24 protein-coding genes are annotated in these 22,730 nt (G+C 60.5%); 11 read left to right on the top strand and 13 right to left on the bottom strand.

Annotated elements, in window-relative coordinates:
- Positions 1-81: 81 nt before the first annotated feature.
- The 3 genes from secG to D4A92_RS17075 form a co-directional block, all read right to left on the bottom strand.
- Positions 82-462 (bottom strand): preprotein translocase subunit SecG, encoded by a 381-nt coding sequence (secG, locus tag D4A92_RS17085; RefSeq protein WP_076396349.1) that lies wholly within the window; start codon positions 460-462, stop codon positions 82-84.
- A gap of 108 nt (positions 463-570) precedes the next feature.
- Positions 571-1,341: a triose-phosphate isomerase gene (tpiA, locus tag D4A92_RS17080; protein ID WP_203015995.1), complete on the bottom strand. Its 771-nt coding sequence runs from the start codon at positions 1,339-1,341 to the stop codon at positions 571-573.
- A gap of 143 nt (positions 1,342-1,484) precedes the next feature.
- Positions 1,485-2,360 carry an alpha/beta fold hydrolase gene (locus tag D4A92_RS17075; RefSeq protein ID WP_203020007.1) on the bottom strand — a complete coding sequence of 292 codons (876 nt, stop codon included), beginning with the start codon at positions 2,358-2,360 and terminating at the stop codon, positions 1,485-1,487.
- A gap of 223 nt (positions 2,361-2,583) precedes the next feature.
- Here D4A92_RS17075 and parE point away from each other — a divergent pair, with 223 nt between their 5' ends.
- The 3 genes from parE (at position 2,584) to D4A92_RS17060 (ending at position 6,485) form a co-directional block, all read left to right on the top strand.
- Positions 2,584-4,638 carry a DNA topoisomerase IV subunit B gene (gene parE, locus D4A92_RS17070; RefSeq protein ID WP_203015993.1) on the top strand — a complete coding sequence of 685 codons (2,055 nt, stop codon included), beginning with the start codon at positions 2,584-2,586 and terminating at the stop codon, positions 4,636-4,638.
- A 58-nt stretch (positions 4,639-4,696) separates the two neighbouring features.
- Positions 4,697-5,935 (top strand): AI-2E family transporter, encoded by a 1,239-nt coding sequence (locus D4A92_RS17065; protein WP_203015991.1) that lies wholly within the window; start codon positions 4,697-4,699, stop codon positions 5,933-5,935.
- Positions 5,936-6,071: 136 nt separating this feature from the next.
- A complete protein-coding gene (locus D4A92_RS17060) occupies positions 6,072-6,485 on the top strand; it encodes a hypothetical protein (protein WP_203015989.1) in 414 nt (137 codons plus the stop codon).
- 4 nt (positions 6,486-6,489) lie between these two features.
- On the opposite strand, the gene D4A92_RS17055 is transcribed toward D4A92_RS17060, so the two are convergent.
- The 3 genes from D4A92_RS17055 to D4A92_RS17045 form a co-directional block, all read right to left on the bottom strand.
- Positions 6,490-7,629 (bottom strand): DUF2336 domain-containing protein, encoded by a 1,140-nt coding sequence (locus D4A92_RS17055; protein ID WP_203020005.1) that lies wholly within the window; start codon positions 7,627-7,629, stop codon positions 6,490-6,492.
- A 144-nt stretch (positions 7,630-7,773) separates the two neighbouring features.
- The gene (locus D4A92_RS17050; protein ID WP_203015987.1) at positions 7,774-8,382 is read right to left on the bottom strand and encodes a flavin reductase family protein; all 609 of its coding nucleotides are present in this window, start codon (positions 8,380-8,382) and stop codon (positions 7,774-7,776) included.
- The gene (locus D4A92_RS17045; protein WP_203015985.1) at positions 8,382-8,966 is read right to left on the bottom strand and encodes a nitroreductase family protein; all 585 of its coding nucleotides are present in this window, start codon (positions 8,964-8,966) and stop codon (positions 8,382-8,384) included. Before D4A92_RS17045 ends, D4A92_RS17050 begins: the two co-directional genes overlap by 1 nt.
- A 110-nt stretch (positions 8,967-9,076) precedes the next feature.
- On the opposite strand from D4A92_RS17045, the gene D4A92_RS17040 reads away from it, so the two are divergent.
- Positions 9,077-10,030, top strand: coding sequence for a hypothetical protein (locus D4A92_RS17040; RefSeq protein WP_203015983.1), 954 nt, complete (start codon positions 9,077-9,079; stop codon positions 10,028-10,030).
- Between the two features lie 3 nt (positions 10,031-10,033).
- On the opposite strand, the gene D4A92_RS17035 is transcribed toward D4A92_RS17040, so the two are convergent.
- The 5 genes from D4A92_RS17035 to D4A92_RS17015 all read right to left on the bottom strand — a co-directional run bounded on the left by D4A92_RS17035 (position 10,034) and on the right by D4A92_RS17015 (position 14,404).
- Positions 10,034-10,873 (bottom strand): lysophospholipid acyltransferase family protein, encoded by an 840-nt coding sequence (locus tag D4A92_RS17035; RefSeq protein ID WP_203015981.1) that lies wholly within the window; start codon positions 10,871-10,873, stop codon positions 10,034-10,036.
- A 102-nt stretch (positions 10,874-10,975) separates the two neighbouring features.
- A complete protein-coding gene (gene thrS, locus D4A92_RS17030) occupies positions 10,976-12,973 on the bottom strand; it encodes a threonine--tRNA ligase (protein WP_203015979.1) in 1,998 nt (665 codons plus the stop codon).
- A 118-nt stretch (positions 12,974-13,091) separates the two neighbouring features.
- The gene (locus D4A92_RS17025) at positions 13,092-13,520 is read right to left on the bottom strand and encodes a DUF2267 domain-containing protein (RefSeq protein ID WP_203015972.1); all 429 of its coding nucleotides are present in this window, start codon (positions 13,518-13,520) and stop codon (positions 13,092-13,094) included.
- A 66-nt stretch (positions 13,521-13,586) separates the two neighbouring features.
- A complete protein-coding gene (gene yidD, locus D4A92_RS17020) occupies positions 13,587-13,955 on the bottom strand; it encodes a membrane protein insertion efficiency factor YidD (protein ID WP_203015970.1) in 369 nt (122 codons plus the stop codon).
- Between the two features lie 2 nt (positions 13,956-13,957).
- Positions 13,958-14,404 carry an iron-sulfur cluster assembly scaffold protein gene (locus tag D4A92_RS17015; RefSeq protein ID WP_203015966.1) on the bottom strand — a complete coding sequence of 149 codons (447 nt, stop codon included), beginning with the start codon at positions 14,402-14,404 and terminating at the stop codon, positions 13,958-13,960.
- A 270-nt stretch (positions 14,405-14,674) separates the two neighbouring features.
- On the opposite strand from D4A92_RS17015, the gene folE reads away from it, so the two are divergent.
- From folE to D4A92_RS17000, 3 genes are all read left to right on the top strand, one after another.
- Positions 14,675-15,280, top strand: coding sequence for a GTP cyclohydrolase I FolE (gene folE, locus D4A92_RS17010; RefSeq protein ID WP_203015964.1), 606 nt, complete (start codon positions 14,675-14,677; stop codon positions 15,278-15,280).
- A gap of 14 nt (positions 15,281-15,294) precedes the next feature.
- Positions 15,295-15,747 carry a phosphoribosyl-AMP cyclohydrolase gene (gene hisI / locus D4A92_RS17005; protein WP_203015962.1) on the top strand — a complete coding sequence of 151 codons (453 nt, stop codon included), beginning with the start codon at positions 15,295-15,297 and terminating at the stop codon, positions 15,745-15,747.
- 81 nt (positions 15,748-15,828) lie between these two features.
- On the top strand, positions 15,829-16,785 hold the full coding sequence (locus D4A92_RS17000; RefSeq protein WP_203015953.1) for a patatin-like phospholipase family protein: 957 nt from the start codon (positions 15,829-15,831) through the stop codon (positions 16,783-16,785).
- Between the two features lie 48 nt (positions 16,786-16,833).
- On the opposite strand, the gene D4A92_RS16995 is transcribed toward D4A92_RS17000, so the two are convergent.
- Together D4A92_RS16995 and D4A92_RS16990 are read right to left on the bottom strand one after the other, a co-directional pair.
- Positions 16,834-17,268, bottom strand: coding sequence for a CBS domain-containing protein (locus D4A92_RS16995; RefSeq protein ID WP_203015951.1), 435 nt, complete (start codon positions 17,266-17,268; stop codon positions 16,834-16,836).
- Positions 17,269-17,370: 102 nt separating this feature from the next.
- Positions 17,371-18,147, bottom strand: coding sequence for a rhomboid family intramembrane serine protease (locus tag D4A92_RS16990; protein ID WP_203015949.1), 777 nt, complete (start codon positions 18,145-18,147; stop codon positions 17,371-17,373).
- Between the two features lie 313 nt (positions 18,148-18,460).
- Here D4A92_RS16990 and D4A92_RS16985 point away from each other — a divergent pair, with 313 nt between their 5' ends.
- The 4 genes from D4A92_RS16985 to D4A92_RS16970 all read left to right on the top strand — a co-directional run bounded on the left by D4A92_RS16985 (position 18,461) and on the right by D4A92_RS16970 (position 22,721).
- Complete coding sequence (locus D4A92_RS16985) at positions 18,461-19,072, top strand: PilZ domain-containing protein (RefSeq protein ID WP_203015947.1); 612 nt, start codon at positions 18,461-18,463, stop codon at positions 19,070-19,072.
- 484 nt (positions 19,073-19,556) lie between these two features.
- Positions 19,557-20,165, top strand: a complete 609-nt coding sequence (locus tag D4A92_RS16980; protein WP_006728442.1) for a transglutaminase-like cysteine peptidase — start codon at positions 19,557-19,559, stop codon at positions 20,163-20,165.
- Positions 20,166-20,368: 203 nt separating this feature from the next.
- A complete protein-coding gene (locus D4A92_RS16975) occupies positions 20,369-21,163 on the top strand; it encodes a hypothetical protein (protein WP_203015937.1) in 795 nt (264 codons plus the stop codon).
- 97 nt (positions 21,164-21,260) lie between these two features.
- Entirely contained in the window at positions 21,261-22,721 is a 1,461-nt protein-coding gene (locus tag D4A92_RS16970; protein WP_425957933.1) for a D-alanyl-D-alanine carboxypeptidase, read from the top strand.
- The last annotated feature ends 9 nt before the right edge of the window (positions 22,722-22,730 follow it).

Raw genomic sequence — 22,730 nt, 5'->3', positions numbered from 1 at the left:
TTTTTCGTGGAATCGGCGGAATATGGACAAAAGAAAACCGGCGGACCCTGGAGCCCGCCGGAGTGATGGAAGTCGTTCCGATCAGTTGTTCGGAACGGCGTTGGGGTCTGCTGCAGGAGCTGCAGGTGCCGCAGGCGTCGACTGAGCCGGTGCGGTGCCCGGGAGCTGGTCGAGTACGCTGCCGCCGCCCTGGGTCGTGCCGTTGCCTGCCGGGATTCGGTCAAGGATGTCGGTCGGACGCGATTCATGACGAGCCAGGATGCCGAGCGCCAAGGAGATCACGAAGAACAGCGTCGCGAGGATTGCTGTGGTGCGGGTCAGCGCATTGGCCGTGCCGCGTGCCGACATGAAGCCCGAGCCGCCGCCGACACCGAGGCCGCCGCCTTCGGAGCGCTGGATGAGGACGACGCCGATCAGGGCGACGACGACCATGAGATAGATAACGAGCAATACGGTCTGCATGGAATGTCCATCCTGCCCGATAAGGGCAAAATCAATGAGGTTGGCGGCTCTTTACATGAGAGGAACGGGCATTGAAAGCCCCTCTTCCGCATTTCGGGACTTTGCCCCTTAGGCGGTGAGTTCCTCATAGACCTGGTATATGGCGAGGAAATCAGCTGCCTTCAAGCTCGCACCACCGATCAGGGCACCGTCGACATTGTCGACCGCCATCAGTTCCTTCGCATTCGAAGGCTTGACCGAGCCGCCATAGAGAAGGCGCATCTTCTTGCCCACGTCGCCAAAACGCTTGATGAGTTCGGCACGCAGGAAAGCATGCGCTTCCGCAACGTCGGCAACGGTCGGCGTCAGGCCGGTCCCGATCGCCCAAACGGGCTCGTAGGCGATCACAGTGCGTTCTGCCGTAGCGCCATCCGGAACGGAACCGGCAAGCTGACGCTTAAGGATGTCGAGCGTCTGACCGGATTTGCGCTCATCTGCCGTCTCGCCAATGCAGATCACGGCTGTCAGGTCCGCCGCATAGGCGGCTTCAGCCTTGGCGCGCACAAGATGATCGGTTTCGGCATGGTCGGTGCGGCGCTCGGAGTGGCCGACGATGACATGCGTGCCGAAGCAGTCGGCGATCATCTCGGCCGAGAGATCACCGGTATGGGCGCCCGAGGCATTCTGATGGCAATCCTGTGCACCGATCTGCAGAGGACTGTCGGTGCACAGCGCGGTCGCGACATAAAGCAGCGTTGCCGGCGGGCAGATCAGGGTTTCGACCTTCTCGGACAATGGTCCCTGGACACCTTCAGCAATCGCCTTGATCTGATCGAGCGAGGCTCGTGTGCCGTTCATCTTCCAATTGCCCGCAACAAGCGGGCGAACATCCGGTGTCATATCGTCTCAACCCCTATTTCGCTTGTGCGAAGTAGCAAATCTGAGCCCGGAAGGAAAGATTGCGCTATCCAATTGGCCCGTTTATCGGGCGACATGGTGAAAATGTGAACCTTTGGCGCCCGAATAACCGGCAGACCAACCGTTCAACGGATCAGCCAATTGAGAAGTGCGCGCCAATCCGACATGCGCATCGGAGTCCCGTGCGATCCGGTCTCGAACAGAGTAAAGCGAACCGGCTGACCGGCGGCGCGGAGCTTCCTGTAAATAGAAACCTGGCCTTCGGCTGCGTAGACGCTGTCGCGGCTGCCATGGGTGAACCAGATCGGCAGCCTGGCCTTGGCTGCAGCACTCTTCGGCAGCGCCGGATCCGGCGCCCCGCCGAGGATCGCCATGCCTGAGAGCTTCGCCACGGTTGCCGGATCACGCGACAGGCCCGAGCAGATGAAGCTGCCCATGGATGCACAAGCCAGAACCACCGGCTTGCCACCCGATTGGGCCGAGGCGTAGCCAACAAGGGACGCGATCTCGCTTACGCCCTTGTCGTCGAAGCTTCTCACAGAAGGCGCGTAATAGGTGCCGCCGTTTTCGGCGGCAAGGTTCTTCAGGCGATTGAAATTGCCGCCGAAGCTGATGTCGTTCAGGCCAAGGCGTCTGTCCCCGCCCCTGCCGTGAATGAAGATCACGGTGAAGGCCTGGCCCTGGTCACGGCCGACCCGTCCGACCTCCATCGGCCCGGTCGGGAGCTGCAGTGTCTGGTTCTCCTGGACCCTGCGTACCTTCAGCGAAACATAGCGCTCCTTCACGCGGCGCTCAGGGATACTGTCGCGACCGTTGATGTCGCGCATCTCGTCATAATCGATGCGGGTGAAATCGCCGCTGTCTCCACTTTCCAGGACCGTCTGGTTCGAAAACAGCTCATCCTTGAATGGTGCGATGGTGTTGGCTTTGGCACTCGACAGGAACAGAAACGGAAAGAGAACGCAGGAAATCGCCGCAGTGCGGAAATGAGCTGTGGACATCTGCATGGAAGATGGGTTTCCTCTCGGCTCACGCTTGCCTTCGCGAAATGCGCCACGCAAAGCTGGCCCGAATTCAACATGCGCCGGCTCTCTGGTCCTTCGCGCCTGCCCTGCCTTTCTGGCACAATCCGACCGATTCGCAGATGCGACTGGCCTGATGCGGCGGCTTTATGAAGGTGCCGCGAAGCCGGCATCGAACAGCAACAGAGTATCGAACGACGCCATGGACGACAACGATCTCTTTTCCGGCATGCCGCTCGCCCAGAAGGTCGAGACGGAAACCGTGACGACGCCGACCCCTGCGCCCGCGCCCGCCGCGCGACCGACTGCCCCTGCTTCAAGTGCGGGTGCCGAGGAATATGGTGCGTCCTCCATTCGTGTTCTCGAAGGCCTCGAGCCGGTGCGTATGCGTCCGGGGATGTATATCGGCGGCACGGACGAAAAGGCGCTGCACCACCTGTTTGCTGAAGTCATCGATAACTCGATGGACGAAGCGGTGGCCGGCCACGCCAACTTTATCGACGTGCATTTGGATACTCAGGGCTTCCTGACGGTCACGGATAACGGTCGCGGTATCCCGGTCGAACTGCATCCGCAGGTACCGGGCAAGTCGACGCTCGAAGTGATCATGACCAAGCTGCACGCCGGCGGCAAGTTCGACGGCAAGGCCTATGAGACTTCAGGCGGTCTGCACGGCGTCGGCGTCTCCGTCGTGAACGCGCTCTCCGACCTGCTCGAAGTCGAAGTCGCCCGCAATCGCAAGCTCTATCGCCAGACCTTCTCGCGCGGCGTCCCGCAAGGCGGGCTCGAAGAACTGGGCGAAGTGCACAACCGTCGCGGCACGCGGGTTCGCTTCCATCCCGATCCGCAGATCTTCGGCGATCATGCGAAGTTCGATCCGGGCCGAATTTTCCGAATGGCGCGCTCGAAGGCCTATCTGTTCGGTGGCGTCGAGATCCGCTGGTCCTGCGATCCGGGCATGGTGCCCGAGGGTGGCGACATACCGGAAAAGGCCGTTTTCCACTTCCCCGGAGGCTTGAAGGACTATCTGGCCGCGACGCTCGGCAAGGAGTTCACCGTCACCCGCGAGATTTTCGCCGGCAAGACCGAGAAGACCGGCGGCCATGGAGCGATGGAATGGGCAGTCACTTGGTATGGTGGCGATCCGGCTTTGCACTCTTACTGCAACACGATCCCGACCCCCGAGGGTGGCACGCATGAGGCGGGCCTGCGCATTGCGCTCACCAAGGGCCTGAAGAACTATGCCGAACTGACGCAGAACAAGCGCGCCAAGGAAATCACCACCGACGACGTGATGATCTCCGCTGTCGGCATGCTTTCGGTTTTCATCCGCGAGCCTGAATTCGTCGGCCAGACCAAGGACAAGCTCGCGACCGTCGAGGCCCAGCGTCTTGTCGAAAACGTGCTGCGCGACCCCTTCGACCATTATCTCGCCGACAATCCCAACGAAGCGGCCAAGCTGCTCGACTGGGTGATCGAGCGCGCGGAAGAGCGTCTGCGCCGCCGCAAGGAAAAGGAAGTCAATCGCAAGACGGCCGTGCGCAAACTGCGTTTGCCGGGCAAGCTTGCCGACTGCTCCCAGAACACGGCCGAAGGCGCCGAACTCTTCATCGTCGAGGGTGACTCGGCCGGTGGCTCGGCCAAGCAGGCGCGCAACCGCGCCAACCAGGCGATCCTGCCGCTGCGGGGTAAGATCCTCAACGTCGGCTCAGCCAGCCGCGAAAAGCTGATGGCCAACCAGCAGATCGCCGATCTCATTCAGGCGCTCGGCTGCGGTACGCGGACAAAATATCGCGAGGAAGACCTTCGCTACGAACGCATCATCGTGATGACCGATGCCGACGTCGACGGCGCGCATATCGCATCGCTGCTGATCACCTTCTTCTATCAGGAAATGCCCGAACTCATCCGCGGCAACCATCTCTATCTCGCCGTTCCGCCGCTTTACGTCATTCGACAGGGTGCGAAGACCGTTTATGCCCGCGACGACGCCCACCGGGCCGAGCTGATGGAGACGGTCTTCAAGGGCAAGAAGGTCGAGATCGGACGCTTCAAAGGTCTCGGTGAAATGATGCCGGCGCAGCTCAAGGAAACGACCATGGATCCGAGCAAGCGGACGCTGCTCAGGGTCGGGATCGATGACGTCGATTTCGAGGGCACGCGGGACGCGGTCGACGCCTTGATGGGAACAAAGCCGGAGGCCCGCTTCCGCTTTATCCAGGAGCGTGCCGCCTTCGCCGAGAACCTCGACATCTGAGGGGTCTGGATGATCACTTCCGGGGCCGCCGCTTGTTTCCAGCGCTAGAATGCTCCATATGCTGGGCAGCTTTAACGGGATAGTCCAGAACGTGAGTCAGGCTGAAATTCAGACCCCGTCGAAAGGGCCGCGTTGGCTCGGTCAGGCAACGGCCAATCGCATCGCCCTGATCACACCGATCTCCGTGGCACGCTGGCTGCTGGTGCTCATCGGGATTGCCTCGATCTACTTTTTCCACGGTTTCGTCGTGCCTGTGCTGGCGGCGCTCGTCATCGCCTTTGCAAGCTGGCCACTTTACCACCGGCTTCTTGATCAGATCGGCGGCAACACCACGCTTGGCGCAACGCTGGCACTGTTGTTCATTCTGACATTTCTGATCGTGCCGATCGGCATCGCCATTTCTTACGCCGTTGAAGAAATCCGGCAGTGGATCACCTGGGCCGTCGAAGCAAACACAACGGGCACCCCGCCTCCTTCCTGGATTGCCGCACTGCCGCGCGTCGGCGACTGGCTGGCTCAGAAGTGGACGGAGCATGTTGGGCAGCCCGGTGCCATCGGCGAACTGATCCAGATCGTCAGCGGCGCCAATATCGGCAATATCTACCGTGCCGTGATCGCAGCCGGCGATGGCCTGTTCCATCTCGTCTTGACCCTTCTCTTCATGCTGATCGCACTTTTCTTCGTCTACCGCGACGGCAAGAGCTTCGCGCGCCAGCTGGACCTGCTCGGCGAGCGCATTCTTCCTGATCGCTGGGAACGAATTTCGCGTGTCGTACCAGCCACCATCAGCTCCACCGTCACCGGCATGACGCTGATCGCGATTGGCGAAGGCATCATTCTCGGCATCGCCTATTGGTTGGCAGGCGTCCCGTCCCCGGTCACCCTCGGGGTGATCACCGGCGTCATGGCACTCATTCCGGGCGGCGCGCCTCTCTCGTTCACGCTGGTCTCGATCTATCTCGTCGCCAGCGGCGCAACTATCGAGGGCGTCGCTCTCTTCATCTGGGGCTCGGTCGAACTCTTCATCGTCGACAAGACGGTCCGTCCCCGCCTCGTCGGCGGCCCGATCAAGCTGCCGTTCCTGCCGACCTTCTTCGGTCTGGTGGGAGGCGTGAAAACCATGGGCTTCCTGGGCCTTTTCATCGGTCCGGTGTTGATGGCGTTGCTGGTGTCCATCTGGCGCGAGTGGATCCGCGAAGTGGAGCTTTCGGATGAGGTCCTTCCCTCGGAGGAACAAGGGGAACTCGATCTCTTCACCGAATCGGAGCTTGAAGCCAAGCGGATCTCGGCTGCCTAGCGCGAGCTGCGGATCCAAGCAGTCACTCCGCGCATCTTGAGGCCTATGTCGATGAGCCATCTGCCTCCTGCCTTGCTTCGGCTCCAATCATTCTGTTTCGTCTGACCGCCAACGACCCCGACGGGAGCCCCTTGCGATGAAGACCGCACTGATCATGATGACGATCCTCGGCTGCGACGACAGTGTCAGCCAATGCGAGTTCGTTGAGACGCCGGCAGAACGCTTTGTGTCGATCGAGCTGTGCAACGCTGCGTCGGAGCAGGTGCTCGGACGCTACGGCAATATTGGCTACCCCACGGCCGTGGCCGTCTGCCAGATGCCTCCACCTGACATCACGGAGGCGTTGGCTGCTCAATCAGCGGAGAATGAGAACAGTGCTGCAGCGGCTGCGGCACCGACGCCGGAACAGGAGCGGACGCTGAAGGACCGTGCAGTCGACGCAGTCCGTGAGGTCTTGCCCGGCAAGGCTGCGATCAAGATGATCTTCGAGAAGCCGATCCACGTCGTGTCGGAAAGCTATTCGTGGGTGGCGAAAAAGATCGTGCCCTGACAACTCAGGCGGCAGCGAGTGCAAAGCCTGAGGCATAATCCCGGGCCAGACGACGTTCTTCCGCAATGGCAAGCCGCTCGATCATGTCGACGAGCGCTGTTGCGGGTTCGCTCAGATTGCTGTCCCCGCGATAACGCTGCACCAGGCGGTGGGCGATATGATCGAGGTCGAAGCCGCTCGCCGACTGGATGAGCCCCCGCCACAACATGACGGCATCGACGAAAAGCGGGCTGACATCCCGACCGAGCCCGGCTGACTCCAAGAGTGCGCGCACGGCGTGGAAGCGTCCGGTTGCGAGGATAGAGCGTACGCGGCGCTCATCGAGCCCGGAAATCGCAACGATGGCGCAGGAGAAGAAGTCGGTCCGTCCAGCGCACAGCGCATGCATCAGGAAGGCGGGCGTCAGACGCCCGGCAACGCGAAGCTGTTCGGTCAGACGCACGAGTTCGTCGCCATGAACGTCGGCAAGCAGGGCGATGGTGGCGCTGTCGCCGGCTTCGCGGGCGATTCGCTCGATGCGACGGCTGCCGATGGCGCCGATCACCAAACCTGAGCCGGCGAGCGCTTCAGTGACGAACTGGACGAGGAGTTGCCGCACACCACTCGTGAGATCGTCACGATCCAGAAGAAGGGCGCGGATTCGCTCGTTGTGTCCGTGACGCTCGGCAATGCGGCGCAAGGTAAAGGCAGTGATGCGGGCGCCATGATTTTCCAGGAGCACCTCAAGCTCGGCCGCATCGCCGATCTCAGCAAGTGCTGCGGCCACGCCAACGCTGACCTCCTTGCGGGCAGCAATCAGAGCACGGGTTTCGACGGTGCCACGGCCGGCGATGTCGACCAGATCGGCATCAGACAGAACCGGCGAGCACAGAATGACGACCGAAGCGATTTCCGGCTGATCCTCGGCCAGAGACACCATCAATGCCCGTGGAGCGCGCTCCTCCACAGCCAGAATGTCCGCAAGCGCCAACCGGACCTGCGGTGCGGGATCATCGAGCAGATAGGTCATCGCCATTTGGGCAGCTTGCCGTTCTTCGGGCGCCATGTCGGATTTCAAATAGGCGCGAGCCAGCGCATTTGCAGCACGCGCCCGCTCCTGCGTCTTTGCCGTTTCGACCCATCTGAGAAAAGCTGCAACGATCAAAGTCGAACCCACTCGCCACCTGTACAAACCCGAAGCATTCGGTGTTTCGACAGTAGGATCAAAGTGTTTAAGAAACGTTCACCACGTTCATTAACCACGAAACCCGACCCGGTTCAGCAGGGCGAAGACCGGGTCGCGGCTTGCTCAGGTTCTCTGGCTCGGCCGCTTCAACTCGAAGATCGGCCCCATGCCGGCATAGTCCATATAGCCCAGGCGCATGATTGGATCGGCAACAGCCAGATCGAATCGTCCGTTCCGGATCACCTCGTCCGCAATATGGATGCCGACGACCTGTCCAAAGACGGCATGGCTGTCGGTGTCATTCCCGTCCATGTCGGGCAAGGTCAGGATCTTGGTCACCCGGCATTCGAGCGCCGCGACGGCTTCCCCAACATAGGGAGCGTCGACGACTCTCCCGGGTGCTGGGGTCAGACCCGCCAGCTCGAATTCATCCGTCTCATAGGCAACGGCGGCCGACGATTCGTTCATCCGGTCCATCAATGTCCGGCTGACGAAGCTTGCCGTGAAGACGCCGGTTTCCTCGACGTTTCTGAGGCTGTCCTTGCGGCCGCTCGACGAGAACATGACCATTTTCGGTCGGTCGCCGACGGCGTTGAAGAAGGAATAGGGGGAAAGGTTGCGGATGCCATCCCTGCCCTTCGTGCCGATCCAGCCGATCGGCCTCGGCGCCACGATCGCCTTGAAGGGATCGTGTGCCATGCCATGGGCATTCGTCTCGGTGTCATAGAACATCAGTCTTCGCCACCCTGCCAGGAAACGAGATCTTCCAGCGCCGGACGCGGACGCTCGACGATCGGAAACTCGGTCGAGCCGATATGGATGAAGCCGGCTACCTTCTCACCAGCCTTTACGCCGAGAAGCGGATGGGCGCGCTCGTCGAAGGCGAACCATTCACTCAGCCAGTTCGAGACGTAGCCATGGGCATTGGCCGCCATCAGCAGGTTGAGGCAGAGGGCACCTGCTGACATGACCTGCTCCCATTCCGGGATCTTCACATGCGGGGCAGCCGTCGAGATCACTGCGATCACCACCGGTGCCCGGGTGAAACGCGCGCGTTCGACCTGGATCATCTCCTCTGAGAGACCCGGGTTCTTCTCCAGCGCGATCTTCAGCAGTTCTTCGCCGATCCGGGCGCGTTCCTCGCCCCGGTAGACGATGAAGCGCCAGGGAGCGATCTTGCCGTGATCGGGAACGCGGACCGCCAATGTCAGAATCGACTCGATTTCCGCCTTGTCCGGACCCGGCTCGCACATCTGAAAAGCGGGCACGGAGCGGCGAACTGCCAGATAATCGAGCAGCTTGATGTCTTTTTTCATTTTCTTGTTACCTTCATAGGCCTTTGCGGTCGCGGCAGGTCTTGAAATTGCCATGCGGTTCGGTTTGAAGTTGCCGGCATTGGGAAGGAAGTCAACACACAGTGCATCGCATGTCCCGCCAATCTGGTCTTGTCCGGCTGCTGCTCTGGCTCCTTGTGGCCTCGGCTGCAACATCGCCGTCCTTTGCTCAGGAAGCCTTTGAAACCTTCAAACAGCTGAACGGCTCTACCAAGATGCCGAAGCTGAAGGCGTTTTCGGCTCCGGGTGCAGCCGCGATCGCCAATGTGACGCAAGGGCGCAGCGTCAAGCTGGACGCCAAGCTCACCGACAAGGGCGAACCGATGCAGCATGGGCTGTCCTGGCGCGTCTTCAGCCCCATCCCTGGTGAAGACGGCAAGCTGCCGCTGCTGGCCAGCGCAGAAGGCGGATCTGCAGCATTTCAGCTTGCGCCCGGCGACTATTTCATCAACGTCTCCTTCGGCCGCGCTGGCGCCACCAAAAAGCTCACCGTGCCGGTCGAAGGCGAGGTTGCCGATCAGCTTCTGGTGCTCGATGCCGGCGGCATGTCGCTGAGCGCCATCTCCGGCGCCGACACCCATATCCCCGACAAGCAGCTGAGTTTCGACATCTACGCCTCCGAAGTCCGCGAAGATGGAGAGCGCGGTCTGGTGCTTGCGGATGTCAAGCCGAACACCATCGTCCGCCTGAACGCCGGAACCTATCATGTCGTGTCGGAATATGGCTCGATCAACGCCGTGGTGCGCGCCGATATTACGGTCGAAGCCGGCGAACTCACCGAAGCGACCATCCAGCACCGCGCCTCTCAGGTCGGCTTCAAGCTCGTCTCGGAAGAAGGCGGCGAAGCGATTGCCGATACCGCCTGGTCCGTGCTGACATCAGGCGGAGACATCGTGGCGGAAAGCGTCAGCGCCTTCCCGGTGATGGTATTGGCGGAAGGCCAGTACACGGCGGTTGCACGCAACAAGGACAAGCTCTTCCAGCGGGATTTCGAGGTGAAGGCCGGGGTCAACATGGATGTCGAGCTGATGCTCAACCAGTCCTGACTCTTAGGCGGCGCGGCGGAGTTTGCGGCGCTCGACGGGCGCCATACTGAATACCGCGCCAAAGAGCTTTGCGAGCAGGTCCTTGCGGTCCGCATGTGTGCTCAACTCTTCCCAGGGAATCATCACGCCGACCCGTGCCCGGATCGTTGTGCCGGACAGGCGGCGGAATTCCCGGATCAGCAGCGACACGCGCAACGTCAGTGAGATCTTGCTGGCGAGATGAAAGAGACGCCCGTTCTGGCCTTCGAAGAAGACCGGGACGACATTGGCCTTTGCAGCCTGGATAAGCTTGGCCGGAAACATCTTCCAGGGAAGGTCCTCGGCGCGACCGAAGCCCTTCTTGGCGGTCGCGACGCCGCCTGACGGGAAAATCACGACCGTCACGCCTTCCTTCAACAGACGCAAAGCTTCGTGCCGGGTCTGCATGTTGATGGCGAGCGCTTCCTTGGTTTCCTCGAAGGAAACGGGCAACGAGTAAGGCGCCATTTCCGGCACCTTCAGGAGTTCATTGTTGTTGAGGACACGAAACGGACGGCCAAGCTGTTCAGCGAGAGCCAAGACAGCGATGCCATCGCCGATGCCGAAGGGATGATTGGCGACGATGACGATTGGGCCTTCGGGGATGTATTCAGGCGGCCAGGTGCCTTCGACCTTCAGGTCGACATTGATCAGGTCCAGCATCTTGCCGAAGACGCGATCGGTCTTGCCGACGATATCGTTGCGCCAGATCTCGTAGAGCCGGGTAAAACGGTCGCGACCGGAAAGCCCCTCGATCGAGCGGATGAACCAGCGCTTGAGCTTCGGGTCGCGTTCGTTGGCGTAGGAGAGTTCTTTGAACTTCACGGAAAGGCTCCGGTGATGCGGAAAGTCATCGGACCGTCATATGCCGTTTCGATGACAGCCGTCTGACAGTGCGGCAACACACTGTCAGACGGTCGATTTTGGTTAGGCCTTACGTTTCGCCAGCTTGCGCTTGACGTCCGGCGGGGTCGCTTCTCCTGCCAGCACAGCTACAGCCTCAGTCAGCGGCATCGACACCTGGTCCTGCGAACCGAGGCGGCGAATGTTGACGGTCTTTTCTTCCGCCTCGCGCTTGCCGCAGACGATGATCACCGGAACCTTGGTCACGGAGTGCTCGCGGACCTTGTAGTTGATCTTCTCGTTGCGGAAGTCGGTCTCGACCTGCAGGCCTGCATCGCGGAGCTGTTCTGCCACTTCACGACCGTAGTCGTCGGCATCCGAGGTGATCGTGGCCACGACGACCTGCAGCGGCGCGAACCAGAGCGGCATGTGGCCGGCAAAGTTCTCGATCAGGATGCCGAGGAAACGCTCCATCGAGCCGCAGATGGCGCGGTGGATCATAACCGGCTGAACCTTTTCCGAGTTCTGGTCGATGTAGAAAGCACCGAAACGTTCCGGCAGGTTGAAGTCGACCTGGGTCGTGCCGCACTGCCATTCACGGCCAATGGCGTCCCGCAGGGTGTATTCAAACTTCGGACCGTAGAAGGCGCCCTCGCCCGGCAGAATGCCGGTCTTGATGCGGCCGCCCGATTGTTCCTCGATCTGCTTCAGCACGTCCATCATCACGCTTTCGGCGCGATCCCAAAGGTCGTCCGAACCGACGCGCTTTTCCGGACGGGTCGAGAGCTTCACGACGATCTCGTTGAACCCGAAGTCCTCGTAGACCGACAGGATAAGATCGTTGATGCGCAGGCATTCGGCCGCCATCTGCTCTTCCGTGCAGAAGACGTGGGCGTCGTCCTGGGTAAAGCCGCGGACACGCATCAGGCCATGCAGCGCGCCGGAGGCTTCGTAGCGATGAACCGTGCCGAACTCGGCGAGGCGGACGGGAAGCTCGCGATAAGATTTGAGGCCATGCTTAAAGATCTGCACGTGACCCGGGCAGTTCATCGGCTTCAAGGCGAAGACCTTCTGGTCGGCTTCCTCGTCATCGGGGTTCATGAAGGCATGGGCCGATTTCACGGCGAACATGTTTTCCTGATACCAGCCCCAGTGTCCCGAGGTTTCCCAGAGAGACTTGTCGAGGATCTGCGGCGCGTTGACTTCCTGATAGGTGCCTTCGAGACGACGGCGCATGTAGGAGGTCAGCGTCTGGAACATGCGCCAGCCTTTGCCGTGCCAGAAGACGACGCCGGGGCCTTCTTCCTGGAAATGGAAGAGATCCATTTCGCGGCCGAGCTTGCGGTGGTCGCGCTTCTCGGCTTCGGCCAGAATGTGCAGATAGTTGTCCAGCTGCTCCTGTTCGGCAAAGGCCGTGCCGTAGATGCGGGTCAGCATCGGGTTGTTGCTGTCACCACGCCAGTAGGCACCAGCGACCTTCATCAGCTTGAAGGCCATGCCGATCTGCCCGGTGGACGCCATATGCGGCCCACGGCAGAGGTCGAACCAGTCGCCCTGATAGTAGATCTTCAGATCCTGATCTTCCGGGATCGCGTCGACCAGTTCGACCTTGTACTTCTCGCCCTTGGAGGCAAAGACTTCCTTCGCCTTGTTGCGCGGCCAGATTTCCTTGGTGAAGGGCTTGTTGCGCTGGATGATCTCCTTCATCCGCTTTTCGATCTTCGGCAGATCCTCGGGCGTGAAGGGTTCGTCCTTGGCGAAGTCGTAGTAGAATCCGTTCTCGATCACCGGGCCGATGGTCACCTGGGTGCCGGGCCAGAGTTCCTGCACGGCTTCTGCCATGACGTGCGCGGCATCGTGGCGGATGAGTTCCAGCGCACGCGGATCGGTGCGGGTGACGATCTCGATCTTACCCCCGACAACCGGGTCAGAGAGGTCGCGGAGCGTGCCGTCGAGCGCGATGGCGACGGCCTTCTTGGCCAGCGACTTGGAAATGGATTCAGCGACCTCGGCACCGGTCGTGCCGGCTGCGTATTCGCGGATAGAGCCATCGGGGAAAGTGAGAGCTACGGAAGCGGACATAAACGTCTCCTGATCCAGTCCCGCCAACGAATGCGGGTGGTGAAAATTGCGGGGGTCAAAAACCCCGCCACGAACCGGCGCTTGATAGGCTGAAAGTACTGATGAGTAAAGGATCTTGCTAGGGTGATCCCATTGACCAGAAACCGCGGGCATTAGCGGACAAGGTTTTCATGACGCGGTCGAAGGCAGCAGGATCGACATGTCGCCTGATCGCTGACGTTACATCTTCGATCGCGGTTTCGGTCGACAAATTATGGTCGTGGCGGAAGGCGCGGACTTCTCTCATCAGCTCATCCCTTTCAGCAAAGGGTGACTTGGGCAGATCGACATCCCAGTCGCTGACGAAGATGGCGCGCAAAACGGGCGGCAGCACATTTGCGAAGGATATGGCCTCGGCAAAGGTCAGCCGCCGCCGGAAGACCTGCAGCACAGCCTGCAACATCGTGTAGGCCTGATGAGACGATGTGAGCATCGAGCTCGCGACCAGATCCTTCATGAAGGCATCAAAGTCGGCGGAGGCCTGGCGATATTCGAGGGGCATGGGCATCCGTCATCTCCCGAGCGATTCGGCATATCGATCCTAAGGCGAATTCCGGCCGCCTTTGAATTGGTATCAGGTTGCCTGCTTGCGTCCGAAGGTCCAGAGGCGCCAAGGGGTGTACCAGGTAAAGCGCTGAGCCAAAGTTTCGGGCACGGGATCCGGACCCCAGGTGCCGCCTGGACCGCAGCGGACGACGCGAAAGAGGGTGAGCCAGCCACCCCGCCAGAGACCGTGCCGCGCTACCGCCTCGTAGCCATATTCGGAACAGGTCGGCATATGGCGGCAGGAACTGCCGACGATGCTGGAAAAGGTCAGCTGATAGAAACGGATAAAGCCCATGCCGAGCAGCCGGCCCGGGGTCTTGCGAAAGGGGCCCTGCCAATTGCGGCTCTTCAGTCCGCCGCCTGCCGGCTGATGACCACAGTCGGGGCTGCCGCACATGATCAGCTTGCCTCGGCTGCGGCAGCCGGCGATTCGATCTGATCCAGACAGTCGACAACCGCATCGAAGGTCAGCATCGTGGAGGCGTGGCGGGCCTTGTAGTCCTTGACGGGCTTCAGGAAACGCATGTCCTCGAAACGACCCGAGGGTCCCTCCCCGTCTTCCTTCAACATGGCCAACATGTCCAACCGCGCTTGCCGCAGTTCGGCGGATGTTGCTCCGACCACATGGCGGGCCATGATTCCCGACGAGGCCTGACCCAATGCGCAGGCCTTTACCTCATGGGTGAAGTCGGTCACCACGCCGTCGCGAGCCTTCAGATAGACCCGAACCTTGGAGCCGCAGAGCTTGGAATGCTTTTCCGAAACGGCATCCGCGTCGGCAAGCACGCCGATGCGGCCGATATTTCCGGCAAATTCGAGGATCTTGGTGTTGTAGATGTCGTCCATGGTCAATCCGGTTCAGCGCCTCTCCCGTATATAGGGAGTGGTTGCTACAATGCAGCCTTCATCATGTCGCAGCGGCCGTCTTTTTGTCGCTCTCGCAGAACACTATATCGAAGCGACAGGCACAGGACAAACGCAGGCCGGCCACGGACGAAACGATCTTCTCGGCTGAAACACCGATAACGGACTTGCATTATGAGCCGCATTACGCCTTTACAATCCGGCAAAGCCAAACCAGCGGCCCGCCTCGCGCGGGACCGGGAGACCAAGGCCATGGATGCCATCGTCAAGAAACTGTCCGTAGAAGCCCCGCGGCCGACGCGCGAAGAGGCTGAACAGGCCGTACGTACGCTTTTGCTCTGGGCCGGTGACGATCCGGAACGCGAAGGCCTGCTCGATACGCCGGCCCGCGTGGCAAAGGCCTATGAAGAGCTGTTTTCCGGCTACGGCGCTGATATCGAAGACGTACTCGGGCGGACCTTCGAGGAGGTCGGCGGTTATGACGACATGGTGCTCGTCCGGGATATCTCCTTCTTCTCGCATTGCGAACATCACATGCTGCCCGTGATGGGCAAGGCGCATGTCGCCTATCTCCCGAAGGGTCGCGTACTCGGCCTGTCGAAGATAGCGCGCATCGTCGACGTCTTCGCGAAGCGCCTGCAGACGCAGGAAAACATGACTGCGCAGATTGCCCAGGCAATCGACGAGACCCTGCTGCCACGCGGGGTTGCGGTTTTCCTCGAGGCCGAGCATATGTGCATGGCCATGCGCGGGATCCAAAAGACGGGTTCCACGACGCTCACCACAACCTTCACCGGCGCCTTCAAGGACAATGCGGCCGAACAGGCGCGCTTCATGTCCATGGTTCGGAGCCGCTAAGACCGCGAGTGCCCATGTCCGCTTTTGTGTTCGATGCTCCCTCGGCAGACAAGAAGATCCTCGAGGAGGGTCTCGCCTTCACCCCCAAGTTCGATGACCATGGGCTTGTGACCGCCGTCGTCACAGATGCGCGGGACGGAGAGCTGTTGATGGTGGCGCATATGAACGCCGAAGCCATCGCGCTGACGCTCGAAACAGGGATCGGCCACTATTACAGCCGCTCCAGGGGCAAGATCTGGAAAAAGGGCGAGAGCTCCGGCAACCTTCAGACGGTCAAGGAAATCAGGGTCGACTGCGACCAGGACGCAATCTGGCTAAAGGTTGAGGTTGCCGGTCATGATGCGACCTGCCATACCGGGCGACGCTCCTGCTTTTACCGGACTGCCCAGCTTGCGGACGGAAAGCCGTCTCTCAAGATTGCCGACGACCACCGCCACTTCGATCCGGATCACGTCTACGGTCATTGACGTCTGGCGTCTGCATAACGAAATCGTAAGCAGACGATGTCCTAATGGAGCCCTGAGTGTTCAGCTTATGGGGTAGCGGAGATGCTGAACTGGAGCATGATTTCGAACGGCGGCGCGACTGTTTCGCAACCTGCCAAGGACGGCGGCAGTTTGCCGGCCGTTCCAATCGTTCCCGAGCAACGCGCAAAGGCTAAAGTGGCGCTTGCCCTTGGCGGCGGCGCGGCTCGAGGCTGGGCGCATATCGGCGTCTTGAGAGCGCTCGACGAGGAAGGCATCGAAGTCGGGATGATTGCGGGTACCTCGATCGGGGCCTTGGTTGGCGGCTGTTACCTCGCTGGCAAGCTCGACGAGTTGGAAGCCTTCGCCCGGTCGCTGACCATGCGCCGGATTGCCTCCCTGCTGGACCTGACCATCGGAGGCGGCGGGCTTCTCGGCGGCATGCGCCTCACCAAGCGGATGCAGGAGCACCTCGAAGGGCTGAATGTCGAGGACTTGCCGAAGCCCTTCGTTGCGGTCGCATCGGAGCTCAACAGCGGCCACGAAGTCTGGATCGACGGCGGCAGCCTGATCACGGCGCTTCGGGCATCCTATGCCCTGCCCGGCATTTTCGAACCCATTCACTGCAACAATCGAACGCTGATCGACGGTGCGCTGGTCAATCCGGTGCCGGTGTCCGTCTGCCGGGCCTATGAGCAGCCGCTGGTGATGGCGGTCAATCTGCATTACGACGTTTTCGGGCGATCCGCCGTGGTCAAGCACAAGGCGTCATCGCCGGACAAGGCGAGTGCAGAAACAGCAAGAGCACCGAACAAGGTCGGCCTGACCGGCGTGATGGTGCAGGCCTTCAACATCATTCAGGACCGCATTTCCAGGGCGCGGCTGGCCGGTGACCCGCCGGACCTCGCCCTGCATCCCCGTCTTAACGACATAGGTCTTTCTGAATTTCATCGGGCCGGCGAGGCGATCGATCGCGGCTATGAGGAAGCAAAGGCCCGTGTCACGGAAATCCGCCGCATGCAGGAAGCAGTTCTCCGCTAGGAGCGGTCTCGGCCGCACCCTCTGACGAGCCTTCGCTCAGCTTCGAAATCAGCCGGCGATATAGGCCTTGATGTGTTCGGCTTCCTGCTCGATCTCGCGGATGCGCGACTTCACCACGTCACCGATCGAGATGATGCCTGAAAGCTTGCCGTTATCCTCGACGGGCACGTGACGGAAACGCCGGGTGGACATCATCTCCATCAATTCATTGACGCCGGTCTCTTCGCGGCAACGATAGACATTTGCTGTCATGAAGGCCGAGACCGGCTGGTCGAAAGCATCCTTACCGGCTGACCCGATCGCACGAACCACGTCGCGTTCGGTGAAGATGCCGACGATGCGGCTTTCCATGCCGACGACGACGACGGCACCGATCTTGTGTTCTTCCAGCACCCGGGCCGCCTCGCCCAAGCTCACGTTGGGGCTGATGGTGATGACGTTGCGGCCCTTCTGTTCGAGTATGCTTCTGGCTGATGCAGGCATAGGTTCCTCCTCGCATAGAACACTCGCGCGGCGGCCCAACCCTCCTTGGACCGCCAGTACGAAGGGTGCCCTTTATTCAAGGAGAATGCAATAAGTCCGGCATCACGCCCTTGTGTGACGGCCCGTATGGGGATCGAAGGCTGCAAATCCGAAGAAGCCGAGCAGGAAGCCGCCGATATGTGCATCCCAGGCAATCGAAGCGGAACCACCCCCGAGCACCGGAACGCCAAAGGCGATGGCAATATTGCCGAGAAACCAGACGATGATGAAGACACGGACGGTACGATCAGCCAGGGCCTGCCCCACCGACAGCAAGGGAGGCTGCCATCCGGACAATCGGGCCAGGCTGCGCTGCCGTTCGCCGAAAGCGAATCGGCACGCGGCCCCCATCAGGGCGGAAATCACCCCGGAGGCGCCGACCATCAAGGATGGCTCTCCCCAGTTGACGAATGCATGCAATGCGGCCGCAGCCACTGAAGACACCACCCACAGCAACAGGAATCTGACCTCGCCGATGCGACGACAGACGGGCGTCCCGAATGCGGCAAGCCAAAGACCGTTAAAGGCGAGATGCTCGAAGCTGCCATGCAGCAGCGAATAACTCACCGGCGTCCACAGCCAGGCGAACGACTGTTCGTCGAGCGGATAGAGATAGCGGATTGGCGAGAAACCGAATTCGACGGCGACCCACTGGTTGAGTGCTGGCGACAGAAGGAATTGCTGGATCGCATAGATCCCGCAGATCAGGGCGAGCGCCACAAGGATGCCGGTCGGCAGATTGAAAACGGGCGGGTTCTCTTCGGATCGCGCGCCGATCTCGGGCACAAGCCCGTCGTTGCTGCGGCGCTCGTCGCCTCGAGATCCTGTCTCATCCTGCATCTGCAATTCCTTTTGTTGTGAAACCATCAGGTAATGCAGGCCGCGGATAAAAAAAAGGCCGCCCGGAAACCGAGTGGCCTTGCTGGCGCTAGGCGGATCGTCGCGCCGACTGGAGTTGGTGCCGAAGGAAGCCCTTCGCGTTTGGTAGAACCCTCATGCCATGAGCAAGCGACGCCCACAACCGAAAGCCATCCTTAACCTTAATCCTGCGGCGATATCGTTCCGTCTGAAAAAAGCGCACCCAAAAGCAAACACTATATTAACGGCTCGCCCCCTAATGTCGAGCCATAGAGAAACAGACAGAATCTCCGAGATGTACTCAACGCAGGCAAGCCATACGAACACGATCGCTTCGCCGGGACAGCAACGCGCCTTTCAGCGCGTCGCCGTCAGCCTGCAGGGTCGTCTCATGCTTGCCAGCTATGAGGAGTATGTCTGCAAGGTTATCGACATGTCGCCAGGCGATGTGCGCTTCGCATGTGCCGGCATGCCGCGTCCGGGCGAACGTGTGATTGCTTATATCGATCATCTCGGGCGCATCGAGGGCACCGTGGTCAAGTTGACCGATGACGGTTTCGTCATCTCCATCAACGCCACCGTTCGAAAGCGTGAAAAGCTTGCGGCACAGCTGACCTGGATCGCCAACAAACACGAGCTCGGACTGCCGGAGGATCGTCGTCACGATCGCCTGACGCCGCGCCAGACCAGAACCGAACTGACGCTCGAAGACGGCAAGACCTATCCTTGCCGCCTGATGGACTTGTCGCTTTCGGGTGCGGCCGTCGATATCGATATTCGTCCGCCGATCGGCACGGCCGTGCGCCTCGGCAACATGCGGGGACGCGTGGTTCGCCACTTCATGGAAGGCGTCGCCATCGAGTTCCTGACCCTGCAGTCCAAGGAAGCGCTCACCGAATTCCTGTGAGGGCCCAACATCCCTCCCCCGACAAGGCGCCTGCGGACACCGCAAGGCGCCTTTTTCTATGTCGAGAGGAAAATCGTCTCAGACCGGCACAGTTTTTTTCAGGAAATTTTAGGCCAGAAATTGGCCCAAAACGGCTTTCGAGGTCAGCGACCGGAGGAAGCAGCAGCATCCAGGGTGGCTGGGTGTGCCGCGCTTGGCAGCCGAAATACAATCATCGGAACGGTCAACCGGAAATCACATCTGCCGGCTATCGAATTGTATCTAAATAGGTTTTTACACCACAAGAGCATTTGGAACCGCATCAAAAGGTACAATTCAGTTCAAATTTTCATCAAATTTGCCACGAAGTTTATTCAAATATAATTCGAATGATACTCAATATAGATTCTCTTTTTCGTCGACTTAAGCTTATATCTTAGCACTAATATTCGCGGGCCATCAAAATCTCTCTGTCATTGCTATCTCCATTACCGGGAGACAACCAATGACAACAAAGAAAAATCTGGGTATTGGAACTCTGGCCGCCGTCATCGCTGGCGCACTGGCCTTTCAAGTCTCGGCCATGCCGGCCAACATGCAGGTTGTCGGCAAAGCCAATCCGCCGATCGGCCATTACGAATTCTGCCAGACCTATCAGGGCGAATGCGCAGGCGGCCAGACGGATAGCGGACCGATGTTGCTCACGGAGCAACTCTGGAAGACGATCCTCGACGTCAACTACACCGTCAACAGCTCGATCACGCCGCTGACCGACCTGGAGATCTATGGCGTCGAAGAACGCTGGGCCTATCCCCGCAGCGTCGGCGATTGCGAAGATTTCGCGCTGTTGAAGCGCAAGATGCTGATTGATCGCGGCCTGGATCCCGCAGACCTCCTGATGACCGTCGTCCTGCAGCCGAATGGCGAGGGGCATGCCGTGCTCACCGTCCGAACCGACCACGGCGACTTCATTCTCGACAACATGCGCAACAAGGTGCTGCTGTGGTCCGAGACCGAATACACCTACTTGAAGCGTCAGTCTTCGAGCCACCCGGCACGCTGGGTAAAGCTTCAGGACGGTCGCGCAAGCTACGTCGGCAGCGTCTCGCAATAACGCGTTGCCATCGCCTTCTGGCCCGGTCTGTCCCCGCCTACCCGTCCCCCGACCGGAGCCAATGAGCCGGTCCCGTCCAACCGGGACCGGCTCTTTTTTTGCCCGCACCAATGGAAAACCTTAACCCGAATTTAACCACGTTCACCGAAGTCTGATCTCGCGGCCGCACTCAATCAGGGCCGCGTCGAGAGGATCAGGGCGAGATGCGAGGCGACGGCAAAGGCCTGCAGGCGGAAGACGAGCGTGCACCGCTCATCTCGACGCGCTTCCTGATCATCGCCACGAGCACCATTCTGATCCTTGCGGCCGCTTCGATCGCCATCAGCTGGTTTGGCCGCGCCTATGGCGCGCGACTATCACTTGCAGGCCACAGCGAAAGCACCGAGATCGTCGACATCACGATCGGCCGCGACCGGCTCGCCTTTCCCGCAAACACCATCCGCTTCGAGCACCAGCGCCGCAGCGGCGTCGCCGAGCGGGTCGACCTCTATCTACTCTGGCCGGAAATGACCGGCTATTCCAGCGCAGAGCGACGCCGTTTCGACGATCTGGCGGTTTCGCAGTCGCTTGTCTTCCTGCAGATCTCGCAAAGCACGATGTCCAAGGACATGTCCGGGCGCGTCGAGCCAATCTACAGAAGCCTTCTCGAACCGGAAATCGCTGAAGGACTCGCCGGGCTGCGAAGCCAGGCCTTCAGGGCTGGAACGGGCTACGAGGGCGAAAGCCTGCTCACGGCCACAGCGCCTGACGAAACGACCTATGCGATCCGCTGCCTCCTGCCGTTGGCCGCAGACAAGGCCACGAGCAGCGATTGCCAGCGCGACATCCATGTCGGAGAGGATCTAACGGTTCTCTACAGGTTTTCGAGCCGAATGCTCGGTGACTGGCAGGCGATCGATGAGGCCGTTCGCGCCTATGTCTCAGGGCGCGCGGGTCCTGCGGCGGCAACCACGATGCTTAAAAATCAATCCAAAACGTCAACCGACCGTTCATCATAAACCTCTTGGTAAGGCTAATTCCGTAGGGTCCACCCGAGATGGTCGCGATTGGGGGAGAGCGTCCGGTCGTCAATGGTGAGATTTAAAGAGTATCGTGGTGCATAAAGTTTTCGGAAGCTCCAACTTCGCAGCCGCAATCCGTCGGCTTGTCATCGCGGCGTTTGCGGTCTTTGTGACGAGTGTCGCTGCCGTCGGCTCTGCCCAGGCAAATCCCAAATATGCCGGCATCGTCATCGACGCCAAGACGGGCAAAGTTCTTTACAGCGAAAACGCCGACAGCCTGCGCTATCCGGCCTCGCTGACGAAAATGATGACGCTCTACATGGTCTTCGAGGCGCTGGAGGCCGGTCGCATTTCGCTCAATAGCAAGGTGCCGTTTTCCGCCAATGCCGCCAAGGAGCCCCCATCAAAACTCGGCGTCGGCACTGGCCGCAGCATTACCGTCGAGCAGGCGATCCTGGCGCTTGTTACTCGCTCCGCCAATGACGTCGCCACAGCCCTTGCGGAATATGTCGGTGGGTCCGAGCAGCGATTTGCCCAGATGATGACGGCCAAGGCTCGCAGCCTCGGCATGACCAAGACCACCTATCGCAACGCCCACGGCCTGCCGAACACCGCGCAGATGACCACGGCGCGTGACCAGGCTCGTCTCAGCATCGCACTCCGCCAGCACTTCCCGCAGTATTACGGCTACTTCTCCACCCGCAGCTTCCAGTTCGGCAAGCAGACGATCGGCAATCACAACCGTCTGCTTGGCCAGGTCCGCGGCGTCGACGGCATCAAGACCGGCTACACCCGTGCTGCGGGTTACAACCTTGCGACATCTGCCGAGGCGGACGGCCGCTCCATCGTCGCTGTTGTGCTGGGTGCAACTTCCGGCGCACGGCGCAACGCGCAGATGACCAGCCTGGTTCAGCGCTACATGCCGGCGGCCTCCAGTTCGCGCGGCGGCAGCAATCTGATCGCCAAAAATAATACGTCTGTGGCGCCTGCAGGTTCTGCCACTGCGACGACAGGCGGTCTGCCGCAGTTGCCGCAGACAGGCCCCATGCCTGACGTCCGCTACACCGGCGTTGCCCAGGCCTATGCAGCCGCGCCAGCTGGAAATGCTGCAAGTGCAGCGCTCAACAGCATGCCTGCAGCGGCTCCGTCGGCCTCGGCGCCGCCAGTTCCGGTCCCGCAGCCAGCGCCGGCTTATCTGCCGAACGAAGGTGCCGCAGTCGCGCCGGCAACCGCTGCACACTCCGTCGCCTCGGCCGCGACAACGCCTCCTGACGTCGACTCCATGACCACGGCTTCGACGGTTCCAACCGGCGGTTGGGTCGTGCAAATCGGCACATCGCCGGACCAGCAGATGGCTATGGATCTCCTGCGAGACGCGCAGGCGAAAGGCGGACAGGTATTGCGTTCCGCCACCCCCTTCACCGTTGCTTACGGCGACGGCTCCAAGAAGATTTTCCGCGCACGATTTGGCGGCTTCGGCGAGCAAAAGGAGGCAGTCAACGCCTGTAACGCGCTCAAGAAGAAGGGAATCGGCTGCTGGGCCGCCGCCCAGTAACGCGATCGC

The organism is Rhizobium rosettiformans (genome assembly GCF_016806065.1).
GTDB lineage: Bacteria > Pseudomonadota > Alphaproteobacteria > Rhizobiales > Rhizobiaceae > Allorhizobium.
The sequence above is the reverse complement of the archived record's forward strand: the minus strand, read 5'-3'. Positions and strand labels throughout refer to the sequence as shown.